This is a genomic window from Ralstonia insidiosa, assembly GCF_008801405.1.
Lineage (GTDB): Bacteria > Pseudomonadota > Gammaproteobacteria > Burkholderiales > Burkholderiaceae > Ralstonia > Ralstonia insidiosa.
This window is the reverse complement of the sequence record NZ_VZPV01000001.1, coordinates 149,421-168,259: the sequence shown is the minus strand read 5'-3', so window position 1 is coordinate 168,259 and position 18,839 is coordinate 149,421. Positions and strand designations below refer to the sequence as shown.

At 66.2% G+C, this 18,839-nt stretch carries 19 protein-coding genes; 6 read left to right on the top strand and 13 right to left on the bottom strand.

Annotation, left to right across the window (positions count from 1 at the left end):
- Positions 1-23 precede the first annotated feature (23 nt).
- The gene (pdxR, locus tag F7R11_RS00805; protein WP_064805577.1) at positions 24-1,499 is read right to left on the bottom strand and encodes a MocR-like pyridoxine biosynthesis transcription factor PdxR; all 1,476 of its coding nucleotides are present in this window, start codon (positions 1,497-1,499) and stop codon (positions 24-26) included.
- Positions 1,500-1,592: 93 nt separating this feature from the next.
- Between pdxR and F7R11_RS00800 the strand changes: the two genes are divergently transcribed.
- Entirely contained in the window at positions 1,593-2,273 is a 681-nt protein-coding gene (locus tag F7R11_RS00800) for a pyridoxamine 5'-phosphate oxidase family protein (RefSeq protein ID WP_064805575.1), read from the top strand.
- Positions 2,270-3,181: a DMT family transporter gene (locus F7R11_RS00795; protein WP_167317196.1), complete on the top strand. Its 912-nt coding sequence runs from the start codon at positions 2,270-2,272 to the stop codon at positions 3,179-3,181. The genes F7R11_RS00800 and F7R11_RS00795 overlap by 4 nt, the downstream gene beginning before the upstream one ends.
- A 146-nt stretch (positions 3,182-3,327) precedes the next feature.
- Here F7R11_RS00795 and gspF read toward each other — a convergent pair whose 3' ends face one another.
- The 11 genes from gspF to gspG form a co-directional block, all read right to left on the bottom strand.
- Complete coding sequence (gene gspF / locus F7R11_RS00790) at positions 3,328-4,539, bottom strand: type II secretion system inner membrane protein GspF (protein ID WP_064805572.1); 1,212 nt, start codon at positions 4,537-4,539, stop codon at positions 3,328-3,330.
- A gap of 11 nt (positions 4,540-4,550) precedes the next feature.
- On the bottom strand, positions 4,551-6,110 hold the full coding sequence (gene gspE / locus F7R11_RS00785; RefSeq protein ID WP_064805570.1) for a type II secretion system ATPase GspE: 1,560 nt from the start codon (positions 6,108-6,110) through the stop codon (positions 4,551-4,553).
- A gap of 21 nt (positions 6,111-6,131) precedes the next feature.
- Complete coding sequence (gene gspD / locus F7R11_RS00780; protein ID WP_021197270.1) at positions 6,132-8,546, bottom strand: type II secretion system secretin GspD; 2,415 nt, start codon at positions 8,544-8,546, stop codon at positions 6,132-6,134.
- Positions 8,547-8,583: 37 nt separating this feature from the next.
- Positions 8,584-9,435, bottom strand: a complete 852-nt coding sequence (locus F7R11_RS00775; RefSeq protein ID WP_064805568.1) for a type II secretion system protein N — start codon at positions 9,433-9,435, stop codon at positions 8,584-8,586.
- 10 nt (positions 9,436-9,445) lie between these two features.
- On the bottom strand, positions 9,446-10,015 hold the full coding sequence (gspM, locus tag F7R11_RS00770; RefSeq protein ID WP_064805566.1) for a type II secretion system protein M: 570 nt from the start codon (positions 10,013-10,015) through the stop codon (positions 9,446-9,448).
- Positions 10,016-10,025: 10 nt separating this feature from the next.
- Positions 10,026-11,453: a type II secretion system protein GspL gene (gene gspL, locus F7R11_RS00765; RefSeq protein WP_064805564.1), complete on the bottom strand. Its 1,428-nt coding sequence runs from the start codon at positions 11,451-11,453 to the stop codon at positions 10,026-10,028.
- Between the two features lie 164 nt (positions 11,454-11,617).
- Positions 11,618-12,691, bottom strand: coding sequence for a type II secretion system minor pseudopilin GspK (gene gspK, locus F7R11_RS00760; protein ID WP_064805562.1), 1,074 nt, complete (start codon positions 12,689-12,691; stop codon positions 11,618-11,620).
- A 1-nt stretch (position 12,692) separates the two neighbouring features.
- Positions 12,693-13,421, bottom strand: a complete 729-nt coding sequence (locus F7R11_RS00755; protein ID WP_064805560.1) for a PulJ/GspJ family protein — start codon at positions 13,419-13,421, stop codon at positions 12,693-12,695.
- Positions 13,402-13,821 carry a type II secretion system minor pseudopilin GspI gene (gspI, locus tag F7R11_RS00750; RefSeq protein WP_064805558.1) on the bottom strand — a complete coding sequence of 140 codons (420 nt, stop codon included), beginning with the start codon at positions 13,819-13,821 and terminating at the stop codon, positions 13,402-13,404. The genes F7R11_RS00755 and gspI overlap by 20 nt, the downstream gene beginning before the upstream one ends.
- Positions 13,818-14,318 carry a GspH/FimT family pseudopilin gene (locus F7R11_RS00745; RefSeq protein ID WP_064805556.1) on the bottom strand — a complete coding sequence of 167 codons (501 nt, stop codon included), beginning with the start codon at positions 14,316-14,318 and terminating at the stop codon, positions 13,818-13,820. The genes gspI and F7R11_RS00745 overlap by 4 nt, the downstream gene beginning before the upstream one ends.
- 30 nt (positions 14,319-14,348) lie before the next feature.
- A complete protein-coding gene (gene gspG, locus F7R11_RS00740) occupies positions 14,349-14,828 on the bottom strand; it encodes a type II secretion system major pseudopilin GspG (protein ID WP_021197278.1) in 480 nt (159 codons plus the stop codon).
- Between the two features lie 175 nt (positions 14,829-15,003).
- On the opposite strand from gspG, the gene F7R11_RS00735 reads away from it, so the two are divergent.
- Entirely contained in the window at positions 15,004-15,693 is a 690-nt protein-coding gene (locus F7R11_RS00735; protein ID WP_064805554.1) for a type II secretion system protein N, read from the top strand.
- A 138-nt stretch (positions 15,694-15,831) separates the two neighbouring features.
- The gene (locus tag F7R11_RS00730) at positions 15,832-16,419 is read left to right on the top strand and encodes an EF-hand domain-containing protein (RefSeq protein WP_064805552.1); all 588 of its coding nucleotides are present in this window, start codon (positions 15,832-15,834) and stop codon (positions 16,417-16,419) included.
- Positions 16,420-16,635: 216 nt separating this feature from the next.
- On the opposite strand, the gene hppD is transcribed toward F7R11_RS00730, so the two are convergent.
- Entirely contained in the window at positions 16,636-17,742 is a 1,107-nt protein-coding gene (gene hppD / locus F7R11_RS00725; RefSeq protein ID WP_021197281.1) for a 4-hydroxyphenylpyruvate dioxygenase, read from the bottom strand.
- 171 nt (positions 17,743-17,913) lie between these two features.
- Between hppD and F7R11_RS00720 the strand changes: the two genes are divergently transcribed.
- Together F7R11_RS00720 and F7R11_RS00715 are read left to right on the top strand one after the other, a co-directional pair.
- Complete coding sequence (locus F7R11_RS00720; RefSeq protein ID WP_021197282.1) at positions 17,914-18,402, top strand: Lrp/AsnC family transcriptional regulator; 489 nt, start codon at positions 17,914-17,916, stop codon at positions 18,400-18,402.
- Between the two features lie 18 nt (positions 18,403-18,420).
- On the top strand, positions 18,421-18,801 hold the full coding sequence (locus F7R11_RS00715) for a hypothetical protein (RefSeq protein WP_064805550.1): 381 nt from the start codon (positions 18,421-18,423) through the stop codon (positions 18,799-18,801).
- The last annotated feature ends 38 nt before the right edge of the window (positions 18,802-18,839 follow it).

Genomic DNA, 18,839 nt, shown 5'->3' with positions numbered 1-18,839 from the left:
GCGTGCCCGATGCGCAACAGATCCTATGCGGCGACCGCCTCAATCACGCGCTGCATCTGCAAGACCAACCCGTCCATCGCTTCGGCGGGCACATTGCCGTAGCCGAGCACCAGGCCGTTGTATTGCGCGGTCAGCGTGCCCGGCAGGCAGAAGCGCGACAGCGGCCGCAGCACCATGCCCTGCGCGCGGGCGGCAACACTCACATCCACGTCGCGTACCGGCGCGTCGAGCCGCGTCGACAGGTGCATGCCACCGGCGCCGCCCGAGACGGTCACCACACCGTGCAGGTGCCGCTCAAGCGCAGCCTGCAACGCATTGCGACGCTCGCCGTACAGGCGCCGCATGCGCCGCAGATGCCGCGTGAAGTGGCCCGCCTCAATGAACTCCGCCAGCGCCAGCTGATCGGCCACGCGCCCGCGCAGCATCAGCGCGCCGGCTGTCGGACGCAGCACGGTGGCCAATGCCGGCGGCACGACCATGTAGCCGAGACGCAGCGCCGGAAACAGCATCTTGCTGAAGGTGCCCAGGTAGACCACGGGCGCATCGGCGGTCAGGCCCTGCACCGCAGACAGCGGCGCACCGCTGTGGCGGAACTCGCTGTCGTAGTCGTCTTCGATGATCCACGCGCCCACGGCACGTGCGTGCTGGATCAGCGCGAGGCGACGCTCCAGGCTCATCACCGAGCCCAGCGGGTACTGGTGCGACGGCGTGATGTAGATCAGCTTGGGCGGCGTGTCGCGCCAGTCTTCCGGGCGCGGGGCGAGGCCATCGGCATCGATGCCGATCGGCACCAGCCGCAGGTCTGCTGCCCGCATGGAGGCACGTGCACCGTAGTAGCCGGGGTTCTCGATCCAGGCGATGTCGCCGGCATCGGCCAGTGCGCGGGCACAGAGGTCCAGGCTGTTCTGCGTGCCATCGGTGATGAACACCTGCGCGGCCTCGCAGCGCACGCCGCGCGAGACGCGCAGATACTCGGCCACGGCCTGACGCAGCGCCACGTTGCCTTCCACCTGCCCGTAGCCCATCTGTGCTGGACCGATGCGGCGCCATGCCCGCTCCATGCAGCGCCGCCATTGCGCGAGCGGAAACTCGTCCAGCGCGGGTGTGCCCGGCAGGAAGGGCAGCAGATCGCTCATCTCGCCGCTCGGGCGCTCCAGCCCGGCAACGCGGCGCGATAACGCAGGTGGCGCTTCCGGTGCTTGTGTCGGGGCCTGCTGCAAGCCCACGCGTGCGACCACCGTGCCTTGCCGGCGGCTGAGCACAAAGCCCTCCGCTGCCAGTTGTTCGTACGCGTACAGCACCGAGTTGCGCGCCATGCCCAGCTCTTCGGCCAATGAGCGCGATGAAGCCAACCGCGTGCCTTCCTCAATCTGCCCACTCAGGATGGCCGTGCGCAGGCAAGCGTACAGCCGATGCTGCTGCGAGGGCCGTGCTCCGCTCTCTGCTTTGCCGCGTGCCGCAGTCCGTTCGTAGTTCGACAGCAAGACGCCGTAGTCCATCCTGGCTCCAAGGTTCTGCGTTTCTGTGGGTCTACGCATGGTGCCACGGTTTTCTTATCGTCAGCAGATCGATTGCCTACCCGGAGCCTTGCCATGACGACCACTGCTGCCACCCCGCCCACCGATCGCACGCGCGTGAATCGTGTCGCCCGCCGCGGCCACTACGATGCCGCCACACTGCACGCCATCTTGGATGCGGCCTACGTCTGTCATATGGCCTTTGCCGATGAGCACGGCGTGCATTGCATTCCCACCGCATGCTGGCGCGAAGGCGGTCACCTCTACGTGCATGGCTCCAACGGCAGCCGGATGCTCAAGCTGGCGGCCAGCGGCGCGCAGGTGTGCGTGACGGTCACGCATATCGACGGCTTGGTGTTGGCGCGCTCGGCATTCAACCACTCGATGAACTATCGGTCAGCCGTCATCTACGGCGCGTTCGAGGTCGTGCCCGACGAACAGAAGCCGGCCACGCTCGACGCCTTCATGGAGACCCTCGCCCCCGGGCGCTCGAAAGAGGCGCGCCCCGGCAATGCCAAGGAATTGGCGGCCACCACCGTGTTGCGCATTGCGTTGGACGAAGCCGCGTGCAAGATCCGCACGGGCGGCCCGAAGGACGATGCAGAAGACCTCGCATTGCCCGTATGGGCTGGCGTGCTGCCCATGGCGTTGCTGCCGCTCGCGCCGGTGGTGGACGGCGCACCGGCCGGTACGCCGGACTATGTGCGCGAGTGGAAGGCCACGGCCCGTGTCCCTGCGGAAGAAGTGACATCGTGACTACCGCTGTCGGCACCGCAACGGTCGGAAGCTCGGCTCGCACCGCCTGGTTGCTGCTCGGCGTGGTCGCGCTGGCCTGGGGGATCAACTGGCCGGTCGGCAAGGCGATGCTCGCCTACTTGCCGCCCATCTGGGTGGTGGCGTTGCGCTCTGCTGTCGGCACGCTTGCGCTGCTGGTGATCTGTCTGCTGCGTGGGCGGTTGGTGATGCCAAAGCGCGGCGACATCCCGGTCATCCTGAGTGTTGGTGTGCTGCACATGACGGCGTTTTCGGCGCTGGTCAGCCTGGGGCTGCAGTTCGTGCCGGCGGGGCGCTCGGTGGTGCTGGCGTACACCACGCCGCTGTGGGTGGTGCCGGGCGCGTGGCTATTGCTCGGCGAGCCGCTGACTAGCCGGCGTCTGTTCGGTGTCGGGCTGGGGCTGTTGGGGTTGCTGCTGATCTTCAATCCGCTGATGTTTGATTGGCATGCGGGGCGTGCCGTGTTCGGCAATGGGCTCGTGATGCTGGCGGCGCTGTGTTGGGCGGGGAGCATTCTGTATGTCCGCTCGCACAAGTGGGTGACACCGCCGTTTGAGTTGGTGTTCTGGCAGGCGTTGTTGGCGACCGTGTTGTTGGTGCCGTTGGCGCTTTTGCACGATGGTGTGCCGTCGATTGACTGGCAGCCTTCGCTGATCGGGTTGCTGCTTTACGGTGGCGTGTTTGGGATTGCACTGGCGTATTGGGCGGTCACCACGGTCAATCGGATACTGCCGGCTACGACGACGTCGCTGGGGCTGCTGGGGGTGCCGGTGTTTGGGATTGTTTGCTCTGCGGTGGCGCTGGGGGAGGTGGTCAGTGGTGCGCTGTTGGGGGCGATGGGGTTGATTCTTGGGGGGATATTGGTGGGGGCTTTGGGGAGGCGGTCTTAGGTTTGGTTTTGTATTGGCCCTAGTGGTCCATCCCTGTTTCGTACCCTGCCGGGCACGACTCACTTTTCTTTGGCAAGACAAAGAAAGTGAGTCAGCCCCGGCAGGGGATGAAACAAGGGATGGACCACACAGGCCCAAACCAAGAATCAGTGCACCAGTTGGTTGATCTCAATAATCGGCATCAACACAGCCAAAACGATCAGCAGCACAACCACGCCCATCGTCAAAATCAGCGCAGGCTCCAGCAACCCAGTCAGGAACAACGTACGCCGCTCAAGCTCCTGAGCCTCACCTTGCGCAGCCCGCTCCAACATCGCAGGCAAGTTCCCCGTCGCCTCGCCAGAGCGAATCAAGTGCACCAGCACAGGCGGAAACTGATTCTGCGCCGCCAACGCCCGCGCCAGCGATGTCCCTTCCCGCACACGCGTAGACGCATCCTCTACGTTTGTCTTCAGGGCCACGTTGTTCAGCGTCTCCCCCGCCGCCTGCAGCCCCCGCAAGATCGGCACACCCGCACTGGTGAGAATCGCCAACGTGCTGGCAAACCGCGCCGTGTTGTAGCCCCGCACGAGCTTGCCGAACAGCGGCGCCGTCAGCAGCCACTTGTGCCACGACAACCGCAGCGCCGGCTGCTTGAGCAGGTTGCGAATCAGCAGACCAAGCACCACCAGCACGATCGCCGCCAGCCACCCCCAGTTCCGCACGAAATCCGAGAGCCACAGCATGATGATCGTGAGCGTTGGCAGCTTCTGCTTGGTATTGGCAAACACACTCACCACCTGCGGCACCACGTACGACAGCAGGAAGATCACGATCGCAAACGCCACCACCGTGACGATGGCCGGGTAGGTGAACGCCAGCTTGATCTTCGAGGTGAGCGCGTTGCGGCTCTCGATGTAGTCGGCCAGGCGCGTGAGCACGAGACCCAGGTTGCCCGAGTGCTCCCCCGCCGAAACGAGTGCACGGTAGATATCCGGAAAATCCTTCGGATGCTGCGCGAGCGCGACCGAGAGCGAGCTGCCGCCCACCACTTCCGCGCGGATGGCGGCGAGCAGTTCGCCCACGTACGCACGTTCGGCCTGATCGGCCAGCGCGGCCAGCGCTTCATCCAGCGGCAAGCCGGCCACCAGCAGGCTGGCGAGCTGGCGCGTGATGAGCGCGTTTTCCTGCGCGGAGAGCCGCTTGCCGAAGCTGGATCCGCTGCGCTTGGTGGCTTGCGCGCCCAGCGCGTCGACCAGCAATGGCGTCAGGCCGCGGGCGCGCAGCAGCGTACGCGCCTGACGTGCGCTGTCGGCTTCGATGACACCCTTGTCGGTTTTGCCGGCGGCGTCGGCGGCTTCGTAGCGGAAGGCTGGCATGCGCTATTCGTTCAGTCGCGCGTCACGCGCAGCACTTCTTCCAGCGAGGTCGCGCCCGTGTCGATCAAGCGCTGCGCATCGGCGCGCATGGTCTGCAGGCCTTGGCCGATCGCGAAGGCCTTGATCTCGGATTCGGCGGCCTGGCGGTGGATCATGGTCTGGATCTCGGGCGTAACGGTTAGCAGTTCGTACACACCGGTCCGGCCCTGGTAGCCCGAATTGCCGCAGCGGTCACACCCGACGTGATGCCACACCGATTTGCGCGCGGGCGTGGCCGGCGCCACGCCGTCCGCAACCGGCGTACCGGCCACGGCTTCCAATTCAGCGGGCGTGAGCTCGAGCACTTCTTCACGGCGGCACTGCACGCACAGGCGGCGCACCAGCCGCTGCGCCAGCACCCCGAGCAGCGACGACGACAGCAGGAACGGCTCGATCCCCATGTCGATCAGGCGCGTCACGGCAGAGGCCGAATCGTTCGTGTGCAGCGTCGCCAGCACCAGGTGACCGGTCAGCGAGGCCTGCACGGCAATCTGCGCGGTTTCCAGATCGCGGATTTCCCCGATCATCACCACGTCCGGGTCCTGGCGCAGGATGGCGCGCAGGGCCTTGGCGAAGGTCATGTCGATCTTCGGGTTGACCTGCGTCTGGCCGATGCCGTCGAGGTCGTATTCGATCGGGTCTTCCACCGTCATGATGTTGGTGGATGCCGCATCGAGCCGGGACAGCGCCGCGTACAGCGTGGTCGTCTTGCCGGAACCCGTCGGGCCGGTGACGAGCACGATGCCGTGCGGCTGGTTGATCAGGTGGTCGAAGCGCGCCAGCGTGCCGGCGCCCATGCCGAGCTTGCCCAGGTCGAGCCGGCCGGCTTCCTTGTCGAGCAGACGCAGCACCGCGCGTTCGCCGTGGCCGGTGGGCAGCGTGCTCACCCGCACGTCCACCGGGCGACCGCCCACACGCAGCGTGATGCGGCCATCTTGCGGCAGGCGTTTCTCGGCAATGTCGAGCTGCGCCATGATCTTGATGCGCGAGATCAGCGCGCCGTGCAGCGCCTTCTTCGGGCGCACCACGTCGCGCAGCGTGCCGTCCACGCGGAAGCGCACCACCGATGCATTCTCGAACGGCTCGATGTGGATATCCGAGGCGCCTTCGCGCGCGGCCTGCGTGAGCAGTGCGTTGATCATGCGGATGATCGGCGCGTCGTCTTCGGATTCGAGCAGGTCTTCCACGGCGGGAATGTCCTGCATCAGGCGCGAGAGGTCGACTTCGCCTTCCACCTCGCCGACCACCTGGGCGGCGCTGCCATCTTGCGCGTTGTAGGCCGTTTGCGTGGCGGTGGAGAGTGCAGCGGTGTCGAGCGTGACCAGATGCAGCGCGCCGAACACGCGGGCCAGCTCGGCCAGCGCGGTGCGTGAGGTTTCCGGGCAGACCCAGACTTCCAGCGTGTCGACGTCCTGCCGGGCGACGAGCAACTTGGCGTCGCGTGCGAACGCGTACGGCACTAGGCGCACCGCCGATTGCGAGGGCGGCTCCAGCGTCTGGACGTCGGTGGTCAGGGCTTGCGTCGTTGCCATGATGTGTTGTCCTCGGCGGCGTTAGCCGCCGTTCCTCGGCGCGTTGCCGTCGTAGCCGCCCGAGGTGGGTGCCGCAAAGTTCTGCAGGCGCGGCTCGCTGCGCGTGGTGCCTTGCGGCATCGGCAGCGGTGCGCCCGGCGGCACCTGCGTGCCGATGGGGCCCTTCGGCACGATCGACACGTCGCCGTAATTGTCGGCTGGGCGCATCGATTCGGGCGTGGGCAGCACCGGCGTGTCCTTGTCGGACGTGGTCGGCAGCATGTTGGGCGAGACAAAGCCTTGCTGCGTCCCGCGCATGTAGTTATAGCGGTTGTCCGACAGCGCGCCGGTAGCTTCGGCCGTGCGCAGGATGATCGGGCGCAGGAACACCAGCAGGTTGGTCTTCACGCGCGTCTTGTTCTCGGAGCGGAACAGTGCGCCCAGGATGGGGATGTCGCCCAGGCCCGGCACCTTCTGTTCGCCGTCTTGATAGTTGTCTTCCAGCAGGCCACCGAGCACGACGACCTGGCCGTCGTTGGCCAGCACGTTGGTCTCGATGGAGCGCACGTTGGTGGTCGGGCCCTGCGTCGCGTTCTGCGTGCCGTTCACCACCGACGACGATTCCTGGAAGATCTGCATCTTCACCAGCCCGCCATCCGTGATCTGCGGCTTGACGCGCAGCGTGATACCCACGTCCTTGCGGTCGTAGGTCTGGAACGGCTGCGACGCCGTACCCGATTGCTGCGTATACGAACCGGTCGTGATTGGCACGTTCTGGCCGATCAGGATCTTGGCTTCTTCGTTATCCAGCGTGATCAGGTTGGGCGTGGACAGCACGTTGACCGAGCCGTCCGAACCGAGCGCGGTGAGGAGCGCGCCCAGGCCGCTGCCCCGGTTGAATACCCCCACGTTGCCACCGTTGAGCTGTCCGACGTTCAGGCTACCCAGTGCCGCTTGCGCCGCCGTGCTGCCGATGCCGCCCGAACTGATGGCGGCAATCGTGCCGGCCAGATTGAGCAGGTTACCGGAGCCGGTGCCGAAGTTGGTGCCGCCCCCGATATACGTGCCCGGCCCGCCACCGCCAACCAGCCACTGAATGCCCAGCTGCGACGCCTTGGTGGCCGTCACTTCCACGATCATCGATTCGATGTAGACCTGCGCGCGGCGCGCATCCAGGTCATCAATCACGGCGCGCAGGTTGCGGTAAACCGGCTCGCTGGCGGTGATGATGAGTGCGTTGGTGGCGGCATCTGCCTGGATGATGCCGCCGGTGGTCGGCGTGTTGTTCTGCCCGAACGAGGCACGGAACGAAGAATTGCCGCTGCCGCCGCTGCTCGAGCCGGAACCGCTGCCGTAGTTGGTGTTCTGCGTGTTCTGGTTGAACTGCGAGCCCGAGGCGCCGCCGGTCGGTTGCGAGGTCGCGCCCTGTGCCGCGCTCTGCCCACCCGGGCCCGTGGATGCGGAGGCCGACAGCGTGGAGTCGGCCGCCACAATGGCGCGCAGCGTCGTGGCCAGCTGCACCGCGTTGGCATTCTTGAGCGGCACCACCCAGATGTTGCCCGGGCGTGCACTGGGCACGTCGAGCTTGGCGATCAGCTGTTTGGCCTGTGCCAGCCGCGCGGCGCTGGAGGCGCGCACCATCACGCTGTTCGAGCGCGGCTCGGCCACCACCGAGGTGCGCAGGCTTGGGTCCGACAACGATGCGCCGGCACCGGCCGCGGCACCGCCACCGCCCGACGGGTCGAGCAGCTTCTGCAGCGTGGCGGCCACGTCGATGGCCACGGCGTTCTTCAGCTGGATCAGTTCGGTCTCGCCCGCTGCAGGGGTGTCGATTGACGCGATGATGCGGCCGATGCGGCGCAGGTTATCTGCGTAGTCGGTAATGACCAGCGTGTTGTTGGCCGGGTACGCGGTGATGGTGTTGTTGGGCGCGATCATCGGCCGCAACACCGGCACCAGGTTGTTGGCCGATTCATGCTGCAGACGGAACACCTGCGTGACGACCTGCTCGCCGCCGCGCGCACCCGCGGCCCCCACCGAGGTGGGCGAGCCCTGCAGCTTGGCATCCGCTTCCGGCACCACCTTGGTAAAGCCGTTGCCCTCGACAATCGCGTACCCCTGCATGCGCAGGATCGAGCCCAGCGATTCCAGCGCCTGCGAGCGTGTCACCGGCTTCTCGGTGACGAGGTTGACCGTGCCCTTCACGCGCGGGTCGACGATGAAGTTCTTACCGGTGGCCTGGCCCACGGCCTTCACCACCGATTCCAGATCGGCGTTGACGAAGTTCAGCGAGACCTCATCACCGGGATTGCCGGTGTTGCCATTTTGAGAGGCTGCCGCGCCGGAGGGCGGTGCCGCAAAGACGGGCATCGAGCCGGCCACCATCGTTGCGCAGCACGCCAGGACGATGGCGCGGACGGTGAGTCGGGAGGAGGCGTTGTGCATGGTCTCGTTCATGGTTGTCGGCACACTGGCTCGCGCGCCGGCTTAAGAATCAAAAGCGTAGTCGATAGTGCGACCCGTCGCGCGGGCCCAGCAGGCTCAACAAGCCAATCAATTGCGGTTCCGACTCCGGCGTGGCACTGGCCACACCGTCAAAATGCGCGCCCTGTCCGAGCGTTCCCTGGCCCTGCAGCGACAGCGGTCCGGCCAGCGTCGACAGGGCCAGTTGCATGGGCCCGCCGGCGGCGCCGCCGAACGACAGCACGGCCTGGTAGCTGCCCAGCGGCCGTACCCGGCTGAGGCTGGATGATACCTGCTCAACCGTGACCGTCAGCGCGCCCTGGACGGTGTCCGGCTGGCCCTGATCTCGTCCTGACGCACGGCCAAATTGGCCCGACAGCGGCGTCCATTTCGCACGCAGCCGACCGTCCAGCTTGAGCGTGTTGAACGGTGCACCGATACCCTCCAGCAGCGACGCCGGCAGCGTCATCGCCCCGGCTTCGGCTTGCCAGCCACCCGGCGAGACCGACACCACCACCGGCTGCTCCAGCGCGCGGTCGTGCGCCACATGCGCCCGCAGCGTGCCGGTCAGCAGCGGCAGCATGTCGACCGACCAGGACAACCGCCCCGGCAGCACGGTGGCATCGGCGCCGCCGTTGCCGGCCGTGAGCGCCAGCGTGGCGCTGCCATGCCAGATACTGCCTTGTGGATCGGCCAGCAGCACACGCTGCCCGGTGGCCGACGCCACCCGTTCAGCGGCCCACGCCGCCGGATACTGCGAGACGACCGTCGCCCCCACAGCCAGCAGCGCAACACCGCACCACAGCAGGCGCCAGCCCAGGCTCGTACGTTCAGATGCGTCGCGGCGGCGCAGGCGCAGCGGCGGTAACGATTCGATAGCCATCGGCGCTGCGTCAGCGGCTCGTGGCGGCGGGGCCTTGCAGCGTTGCCGTCACGTTGACCAGGGCGGTGGCGCCCACGTATTTGATGTTCGCGTCGATCACCTTCATGCGCTGCGCCTGCCGCACTTCCTGCAGCCATTCAGCGACGGCGCCGAAGGGCACCTTGTCCAGTTGCACCTGTACGCTCTCACCCGACAGCGCCATCCGCGTGGCCTTCAGCCCATGGTTGGTGAGGCTGGTGTTGAGTGCCTGCTGCAGCTCTGCACCATGCGGCACCGGTGCGGCGGCAATGGCCGACAGCCCGCGGGCTTCCTGGCCAAGCGTTTCCATCTCGGCCAACTGGCTGCGCATCTGCGGCAGGGCTTTTTCGATGCGGCGTTGCCCTTCAAAGGCCGGGTCCCACAGCACCAGATAGATGATGACCAGCACGAGGATCGCACCACCACCAGCGAGGATGCGGCGCTCGCGCGGCTCGCGCTGCATCCAGAAGGTGGTGACCGTGTCGCGCACCGAGTCCGGCACGCCGATGCGTGGCAGGCGGCGGGCGCCAGAAGCGGAGGAGGAAGGGGAGGAAGTCGCCATGGAGGAATCGTTATTGGGCGATGGAAACCGTCCAGCGCGAGCCAGGCACGGTGGCCTCGGCGCCGCGCGGGGCCTCGGCGGTGTCCATGTTCAGGCCGACGTTGCGGGCGGCGGTGCGCAGCGCGTTGGTGTCGGTGCCGTCCTTGAGCGTGACCGTCAGCGCGCGGCCGTGATAGTCCAGCGCGAGCAGCGCGTCGGGCGCGAGGCCCGTGGCAGCCTGGGCAAAGCGATCGGCCAGCGGCAGGAAGTCTTCCGGTGCGGATTTGCCGGCGGCCAGGCGCAGCTGCTCGACCTGGCGACGCATCTGCGCGGGCGGATCGAGGATCACCGGCGTATTCGGGAAGGCCGTCTGCAGCTGTGTACGCATGGCCGCATCGAGGCGCTTCTGCTCGGCGCGCAGCGTGAGCCAGCGCGCGTTCATGCCGACGAGCTGCACGACCACCAGCAGCACGGCCAGCGCGATCGGCAGGCGCCACATGGACCAGTCCACGCCGGCCATGCCGCCATTGGCGAAGTCGAACTGGCAGAGGTCGGCCTCGCCCGTGGCGAGTGCGTTGCGCGCGCCCGATGCCCATGCTGCCCAGTCCAGCGTGGCGGCGGCCGGATCCGTAGACAAGCTAGGTGCGAGTTCGCGCAGGGCAGGCGACACCATCAGCCGGGCCGGCGTGGGTGCAATGGCCAGCCAGTTGGCGACGTTGGCCGGCAGCAGGCGCAGGCCGTAGCCCTCGGCAGGGCCGGTGCGGACGGTGATGTCGACAGCCGCAGGCGCATCCGGATCGGAGGGCGGTGCAGCATCCAGTGCAATCGTGGCCGGAGCGACTACCGCTGCGGCAGCGTCTGCCGCTTCCGCGGCGACGGGCTCAACCGGGGCTTCGAGCGACGGCTCGGCGCGCTCGGCGTCGTTGGCGGCTTCAACCGGCGCGGCGATGGCCGCAGGTGTTTCAAACGGCAGGCAAAGCTGCGCAGGCAGCAAGTGACACGTGCGGTGCTTGTGCGCGCCAAAGCTGTCGAGGATGAAGCGGACCCACGCGCGGTCGGCAATCATCAGCGTGCGCGACTGCGGCTCACGCGGGGCGCGCCAGCCACGGATGGGGGCAGCGGCGAGGCGCGGGCCGAGGGCGATGTGGCATTGCTGTGCGTCCTGCACCAGGCGGTCTTCTACCAGGTTGGGCAGGGCCAGGCGCAGCTTGGGCAATGCCAGCGGCGGCACATTGGCGGGCACCAGCAAGACGTCGGCGGCCGGCAGCAGCAGGATCAGGCGGTCGGCCGCGGGCAGCTCGTCCGGGCGCGACGTGCCTTCACGCAGGATGCGCTGGGCGCCTTGTGTGCCTTCCTCGCGCACCAGCGCAAACGGCACGGACGCGAGCGCACCCGCTTGCCAGCGTTCGGGCGATTGAATGGGCCGGTGCGGCAGGCGCACGTACAGGGAGGTCGTCAAACCGCTCCTCTATTGAGAGTGTTGATGCGAGCTACCGGAATCACCGGGAATGCCCCCGGACTGCGCAAGACCCGCGATGCTGAACGATGCGGATGACAATACGGCGAAGGCTAGGGTCTGTCTACTGACGGAATGTCCGCAGTTAGAGGGGTGTTGCGGCGCCGTCATGACGGAATTCCGTCGATGCGGCGGACCCAGACGATACGGGTCGCGTTATTGTTGACCGGATCACCACGTGAAACAAGCGCCACTTGGCCAAGCTGCGCGCGCTCGTGACGAGCCATGCCGTAGACCAGAAAGTAGTGCGTCTGCACGTCCAGCAGGTTGCTGATATTGCTGGTGTCGGCGCCAGGCGCCAAGCCGCGCAACTGGTTGGTGACGTCGCCGATGTTGCGGAAGTAGGCACGGTCGCGCGCCTGCACCAGTGCCCGTGCGCGGTCCAGGCTCAGGCTGGGGATGACGGCAGCCAGCACTTCGGCGCTGGCCGTGTTGGCGTTGATCTGCGTGCGCGTGGGCAGCACGATCACGTACGGGCGCAGCTTGCGCACCGCATCTGCCGTATAGCCGGGGATGGACAGCAGGCTATCCACATCATCGAGCGGGCGTGGGCCGTTGCCAGTGCTACCGCCACCGCCGCTGTCATCACCGCCGCCAGACTGCCCACCGGTAGCGCCCTCGACTGACTGGAAGCCGCCCAGCATCTGCGCCAGGGTCGTCGCCGTGAGGTTGGCCAGGCCCGGGTCGAGATTCAGCGACTGCAACAGCTGGCCGTAAGCCTTGATGCCGTCCTTGTCGCGGCCGGTGACGATGGTGCGCGTGCCCAGCGTCTGCATCGTCAGCAGGTTCATCAGGTTGAAGCGCGCCTGGGCATCGAAGATGCGGCCCGAGAGGTATGACTCCTCGCCCGCCGTATCCGTGCGCAGCGAGCTGCCGAGGAAGTCCGACAGCTTGGTTTCCTGAATGGGCACGGCCCAGATCTCGCCCAGGTGGTCGACGGCGCCGGTGCGGCGCAGGTCGTCGCGCAGGATCAGGCGGGCCCAGTCGATGCCCGCCCGCGCGATCCACGTGGCCTGCGCTTTCAGGCGCTGGTTTTCCACCGCGCGAATCTCCACCTGCTGGCGCCACAGCATGCCCGAGACGATCACCACGGCCAGCGTGACCACCAGCAGCGCGGTGACGATGGCCGCGCCGCGCTGGCGTGCATGGTATTGAAGCGGCTTGGGCGAGCATCGCGCCATGTCAGAGCCCCGTCATGCAGATGCGCGTGAAGCGCTGCGGCGCGCCCTGCGGCGTCATGCGCACGAGCAGCGCCAGTTCCACCGCGCGCACCGAGGCCGCCGGCACCACCACGCCGTTGTTGGCGGACGGCGCCGATGCGCTGGGCGTGGAGGCCGACGGCAGGCCCGTCAGCGTGGTCGTATTGCTGCCGCCCGGAAACAGCGCCGCCGACAGCGCGCCGGTGTTGTCCAGCCAGCCGCCGGGTTCGATCCAGGCGCGGGCGCTGATGCCGTCGATATTGCTGGCGAGTTGGTAGCGTGCCGCATTGCCGCCGCCCTGGCGCAGGTTGTCGAGCGCGTTGCGCAGGTCGCCGCGGTTGGTGATGGGCTGGCTTTGCAGGCGTTCGAGCCGGCTGTCGATGATGCGGTAGAGCACCACCTGCCACGCGGGCGGCTGGCTGTCGTCGCGGCGGTCGCGCACCAGCAGCACGCGATTGGCGTCCACCTCGATCGGTGAGCGCGACAGGGCGTTCGGATCGGCCAGTTGCGTGCAGTCGGCATCGAACTGGGCGTAGGCGGTCTTGAGGGCTTCGATGCGTTCGTCGCGTTGGGCCAGCGCCTCGTGCGTGCGCGTCATGCTGTCCAGCCCGCGCCAGGCCAGCACGGCCAGGATGGCCAGCAGCGTGATGGCCACCAGCAGCTCAAGCAGGGTGAAGCCGCGTACGCGGTGTTTAGAAGACATTGCGCGCATCGTTGGGCAACAGGGTGACCAACCAGGCCAGACGCACGGACTTGGCGGCGTCTGCGTACACCGACACCTCCACGCGGCGGAACACCGGGTTGGGCGTGGTGGCGACAGTCTCTTCGCACCAGAGTTCGGTATCGCCCTGCGGGCACGAGAAGCCGCGCGAGCCCGGATCAGGGAAGGCACGTGCCAAGCGGAGGTTGGCGAGATCGTTCTCGGCGCTCCAGGTGGCGATCATGCGCGTCTGCAAGGATTCGCTGGCCGACGTCATGCTGCCCATGGCGCGCATGGTGGCGGTGAGCGCCACGGCCACGATGGTCAGCGCCACCAGCACTTCCAGTAGGGTAAAGCCACGACGCGCGCGCGCGCGACCGATGTAGCGTGCGGGTTTGACTGCGGGCGTCATGGTGTTTCGGTCAGTACGCGCGGGCCGCCGTCGGACACGATGTCCACACGCGCACCCTGCGAGGTCAGCGCCACGCGCCACGGCAGGCCGATCGCCTCGCGGCCGAACACCAGCCGCTGTGGCGCACCGGGCACCGTCGCCGCACCGGTGACGATCTGTACGCTGTCCATGCCTTGGCGCCAGTGGCCCGGCGCCAGTACATCGCGCGTGAGCAGGCGCCAGCCGTTGGGCGTTGACTCATAGAAGCGCCAGCCCTGTGCATCGCCCTCCCACGCCACGGGGCGCGAGGTCAGTTGCGCTTCTTCCTGGCCAAGCTCGATCAGGCGGGCCATCTTCTGCGCGTCGTCGTTCAATTGCGAGCGCGGGTTGGGCGTGGCATTCACGGCCACCACGCCCAGCACGATGCCGATGATGACCACCACCACCAGCAGCTCCAGCAGCGTGAAGCCGCGAGCGTGCCGCGGAGCCTGCCGGTAAGGCAGCGGATGGCCGGTCATGATGATGGGAGTGGTGCTCAGGCCGGGGGATCAGTTGTCCCAGTTGCCGATGTCGGCGTCGTTGCCCGTGCCGCCGGGCTGGCCGTCGGCGCCAAAGCTGAAGATGTCCACTTCACCGCGTACGCCCGGGTTCAGGTACTGGTACGGGTGGCCCCACGGGTCTTTCGGCAGGCGCTCCAGATAGCCGCCGGCCTTCCAGTTGTTGGGGATGGGCTCGGTGGTCGGCTTGGCGACCAGTGCGCCAATCCCCTGCTCGGTGGTCGGGTAGCGGCCGTTGTCCAGGCGATAGAGCTTGAGCGCCTGCGAGATGGAAGCAATGTCCTGCTTGGCGGCAATGATGCGCGCCTCGTCGGGGCGGCTCATGATCTTCGGCACCACCAGCGCGGCAAGGATGCCGAGGATCACCACCACCACCATGATTTCGATCAGGGTGAAGCCACGCGCCGCACGACGGGCCAGGGTGGCGCCTGCACGTTGGCGGAAAGAGGAGCGGAGTTGGCCTTGCATCATGGCGAGAGAGTTGGCAATAAGAGTGGGAACACAGTATATCCGTGAGATATGACCATAGATTGTGCGGCGGGGTCGTGCCGCGCCTACGTTTAGAACGGGCCCTCCAAGCTGTTCATCGAACCGGCATGAAGGGCGGATAGAATCAGCAAACTCTCACGGTGCACCGCCACGTTTCATGAATGCTCAACAGTCGTCCCGCCTGCTCAGTCTTGTACTGTTTGCTGCCCTGTGTGCGCTGTTGACGCACTGGGTTCTGACACTGTCGTCGCTGCGCGCGCTGTCGGTGCCGCGCGAGGCCCGCGTGGCGCAGACCGACGCGCTGGAGACCGGCGCCTCGGTCACGCTTTTCGGCGGCGGCCCGCAGACCGGCCCGCGCGACGTGCAGGTGGCCGGCGTGGTGGCCGATCTGGCCGACGGCACCGGCGCCGCCATCGTCTCGGTGGATGGCGGCCCGCCGCAGGCTGTGCGTGCCGGCAAGTCGCTGTCGTCCAACCTCAAGCTGGTCGAAATCAAGGCGCGCTCCGTGGTGATCGAACGCAACGGCACACGCCAGGAGATTCCGCTGCCGGCCAGCGCCGTGGTGGCTGGGGTCTCGCCCGCCAACCGTAACGCGCAACCGCTGCCGCCGTCGGGTGCCGCGGCTCCGCTGGCAACGCCCGCCACGCCGCCAATGACAGTGCCCAACAACCCGGCCAACACCACCTTGCCGGGCGCCATGCTGCCCATCGCGCCCGCACAGATGAACACGGGCGAGGATGTGCCCAACCAGGGCGGCGGTATCACGGGCCCGCGCCATCGCGCGGCAGCCGCTGCCCGCAAGGGCGATACGTCACAGCAGCAGCCACAACCTGGCGCAGATCAGTAAGCGCACAACAGCGCCCGGCGTGACCGGGCGCGCATATTACAGCGCGTGTGATCGGGGTAACAGCGTGTAAAACCCGGCAACGTGACGGCATTGTCGGGTTCTAATCCGTTACACAGTCCATGTGAAAAGGAGCTGACCATGACCAACAAACGTGCTGTCCACGCCTTCCTCGCAACTTCGGCCCTGTTCCTGGCCATGTCGGGCATGAACGCCCGCGCCCAGGACGCCAGCGCGCCCGCCGCGCAGGCACCCGCAGCCGCCCAGGCACCGAGCACCACCGCCCGCGCCGCCAAGCCGGCCCACCACGGCGGCTTCAAGGCCATCGACACCAACGGCGACGGCCAGATCTCGCGCGACGAGGCCAAGGGTCACGCCTGGCTGGAAAAGAACTTCGACCAGATCGACACCAACCACGACGGCCAACTCAGCAAGGAAGAGCTGGCCGCCTGGCGCAAGGCCCACAAGGGCGAAGCACGCGCCAAGATGGAAGAGCGCTTCGACGCCAAGTTCAAGGCCGCCGACAAGAACGGCGACGGTGCTCTGACGAAGGACGAAGTGCAGGCCGGCATGCCGCGCCTGGCCAAGAACTTCGACCAGATCGACGCCAACCACGACGGCAAGGTCACGGAAGACGAGATCCGCGCGTACATGCAGGCGCGTCACGATGCCCGCAAGGCACAGAAAGCCGCCTCGGCAACGACGCCAACTACCACGCAAACGCAATAACGCATCGTTCGATGCAGCCAATGGCGGCGCCTTCGGGCGCCGTTTTTCATGGCTGCGCGAACTCACATCATCCCATCGGCACGCGACTGAATGGAGGCGGCTTGGCGACAGCGCGGTGTCAGCAACGCATGCGCTTTCGCCGCGCAGCGCCCATGAAAAAACACCCCGGTGGCGAACCAGCGGGGTGTGGAGGAAGCAAGCCTGACGTGAGGATGTTCAGGCTGGCTGATCGTCGGCCTTGAGCACGCCGCGGCGCATCTGATCGAGCTCAATCGACTCGAACAGCGCCTTGAAGTTGCCCTCGCCAAAACCTTGGTTGCCCTTGCGCTGGATGAACTCGAAGAAGATCGGACCGAGCTGGTTTTCCGAGAAGATCTGCAGCAGCAGGTCGCCCGGGGCACCGTCGATCAGGATCTTGCGCTTCTTCAGTTCCGCCACGTCTTCACCATGGCCGGGGATGCGCTTGTCGACCAGTTCGTAATACGTGTCGATGGTGTCCAGCAGCTTGATGCCGTTGCCGCGCAGTGCGTCCACCGTGGCCGACAGGTTGGTCGAACCCAGTGCGATGTGTTGGATGCCCTCGCCGTGGTACATGTCCAGGTACTCCTGGATCTGACCGGCCTTCTCCGTCCCTTCTTCGTTGATGGGGATGCGGATGTTGCCGCACGGGCTCGTCATCGCCTTGCTCTTCACACCCGTGACCTGGCCTTCGATGTCGAAGTAGCGCACTTCACGGAAGTTGAAGAAGCGTTCGTAAAACTCGGCCCATTCCTTCATGCGGCCACGGTAGACGTTGTGCGTCAGGTGGTCGATGTAGGTCAGGCCGTGCCCGGTGGGGTTCGGGTTGGCGCCAGCAATGGGCACGAAATCGACGTCATAGATGCTGATGTTGCCGATGTCGCCCGGCTTGGCTTCGTTCTTGCCGGTCCAGCGGTCCACCAGGTAGATCAGCGAATCGCCGATGCCCTTGATGGCCGGGATGTTCAGTTCCATCGGGCCGCTGTGGGTGTCGAAACCCCAGGCGCCCAGTTCCAGCGCACGCTTGTAAGCGAAGGCCGCGTCTTGCACGCGGAACGCAATCGCGCAGATCGACGGGCCGTGCAGGCGCGCAAAGCGCTGCGCGAACGAATCCGGCTCGGCGTTGATGATGAAGTTGATGTCGCCCTGGCGATACAGCGTCACGTTCTTGTGGCGGTGCTTCGCAATGGCGGTAAAGCCCATGTTCTCGAACAGCTTGCCCATGGCAACGGGGTCCGGCGCGGCGTATTCGATGAACTCGAAACCGGCGGTGCCCATCGGGTTTTCCCAAGGCGTGAATTGCATGGCGATGTCTCCTGCAGGGGGCGGCGCACTCACTGCAGTGAGGAGGGCGCTCAGGGCTTTGACGATCCTCGCAGTGTAGAAGTGTCCATCTACGCAAAAATTGCGAAGTTGTGCCCGGCTTGCTAAATTTGCGCAAGAAAATTGCCGAATAAATTGGTGCGGAGCAACAAAATGAGCAAGGTGGAACTCGACAAGATTGACCGCAAGATCCTGGAGGTCCTCCAGAACAACGGCCGCCTCACCAATCTGGAAGTCGCCGAGCGGGTGAACCTGTCACCCAGCCCGTGTTTGCGACGCATCCGCCGCCTGGAGGAGAGCGGCGTGATCCGGCAGTACGCCGCGCTGCTCGATCCGGGCAAGATCGGCCTGGGGCTGTCGGCGTACATCAATGTGCGGCTGGAGAAGCAGGGCGGGGCGCCCAAGGGCAAGGCGCCGGGCGATATCTTCCGCGCCGCCGTCGCCACTTGGCCTGAGGTGGTCACGTGCTACGCCATGACTGGCGAGATGGACTACCTGCTCAAGGTGTTCGTGGAAGACATGGACCACTTTGCGCGGTTCATCCGCGACCAACTGCTCGCCCACCCGGCGGTGATTGACGTGAAGAGCAGTTTTGCGTTGGAGCGGATTAAGGATACGACGGCGTTGCCGGTGGTGGTTTGAGGCGGCAATCAGCGATCAATGACCGATAAGCCGCCGATGACAAAGCGCGCCATTGCTGGAGTGATGTTTAGCGTCCTGTGCACGATTGCCTTTGCACAATCGCACGACGAGCCACGCAACATCAAACAGCTAGCCGACTGGTATAGGGGAAGCCTAGAGGAGCAACGGCGATTTCAAGACTACGTTCTGGCGACGTATGAAAGCTTAAGAGTTCGCCATAAGATATGCCCACCGAAGCGCGCCGAAGAAAAGGAGCGTTCCGCTGCTGTCATGGCAGTCGAGATGGCCATTGATGGCGATGATTTTGACGAGGCTGCCCCAGCCTTTAAGGCATTAAACCGGCTATTTGAATTCTGGTTTCCCTGCTCATCCGCCACATCACCGCTGATGATTCGCTAGTCCATCGCGCGGGTTAAAGACCTAATCAGACTTGAGCG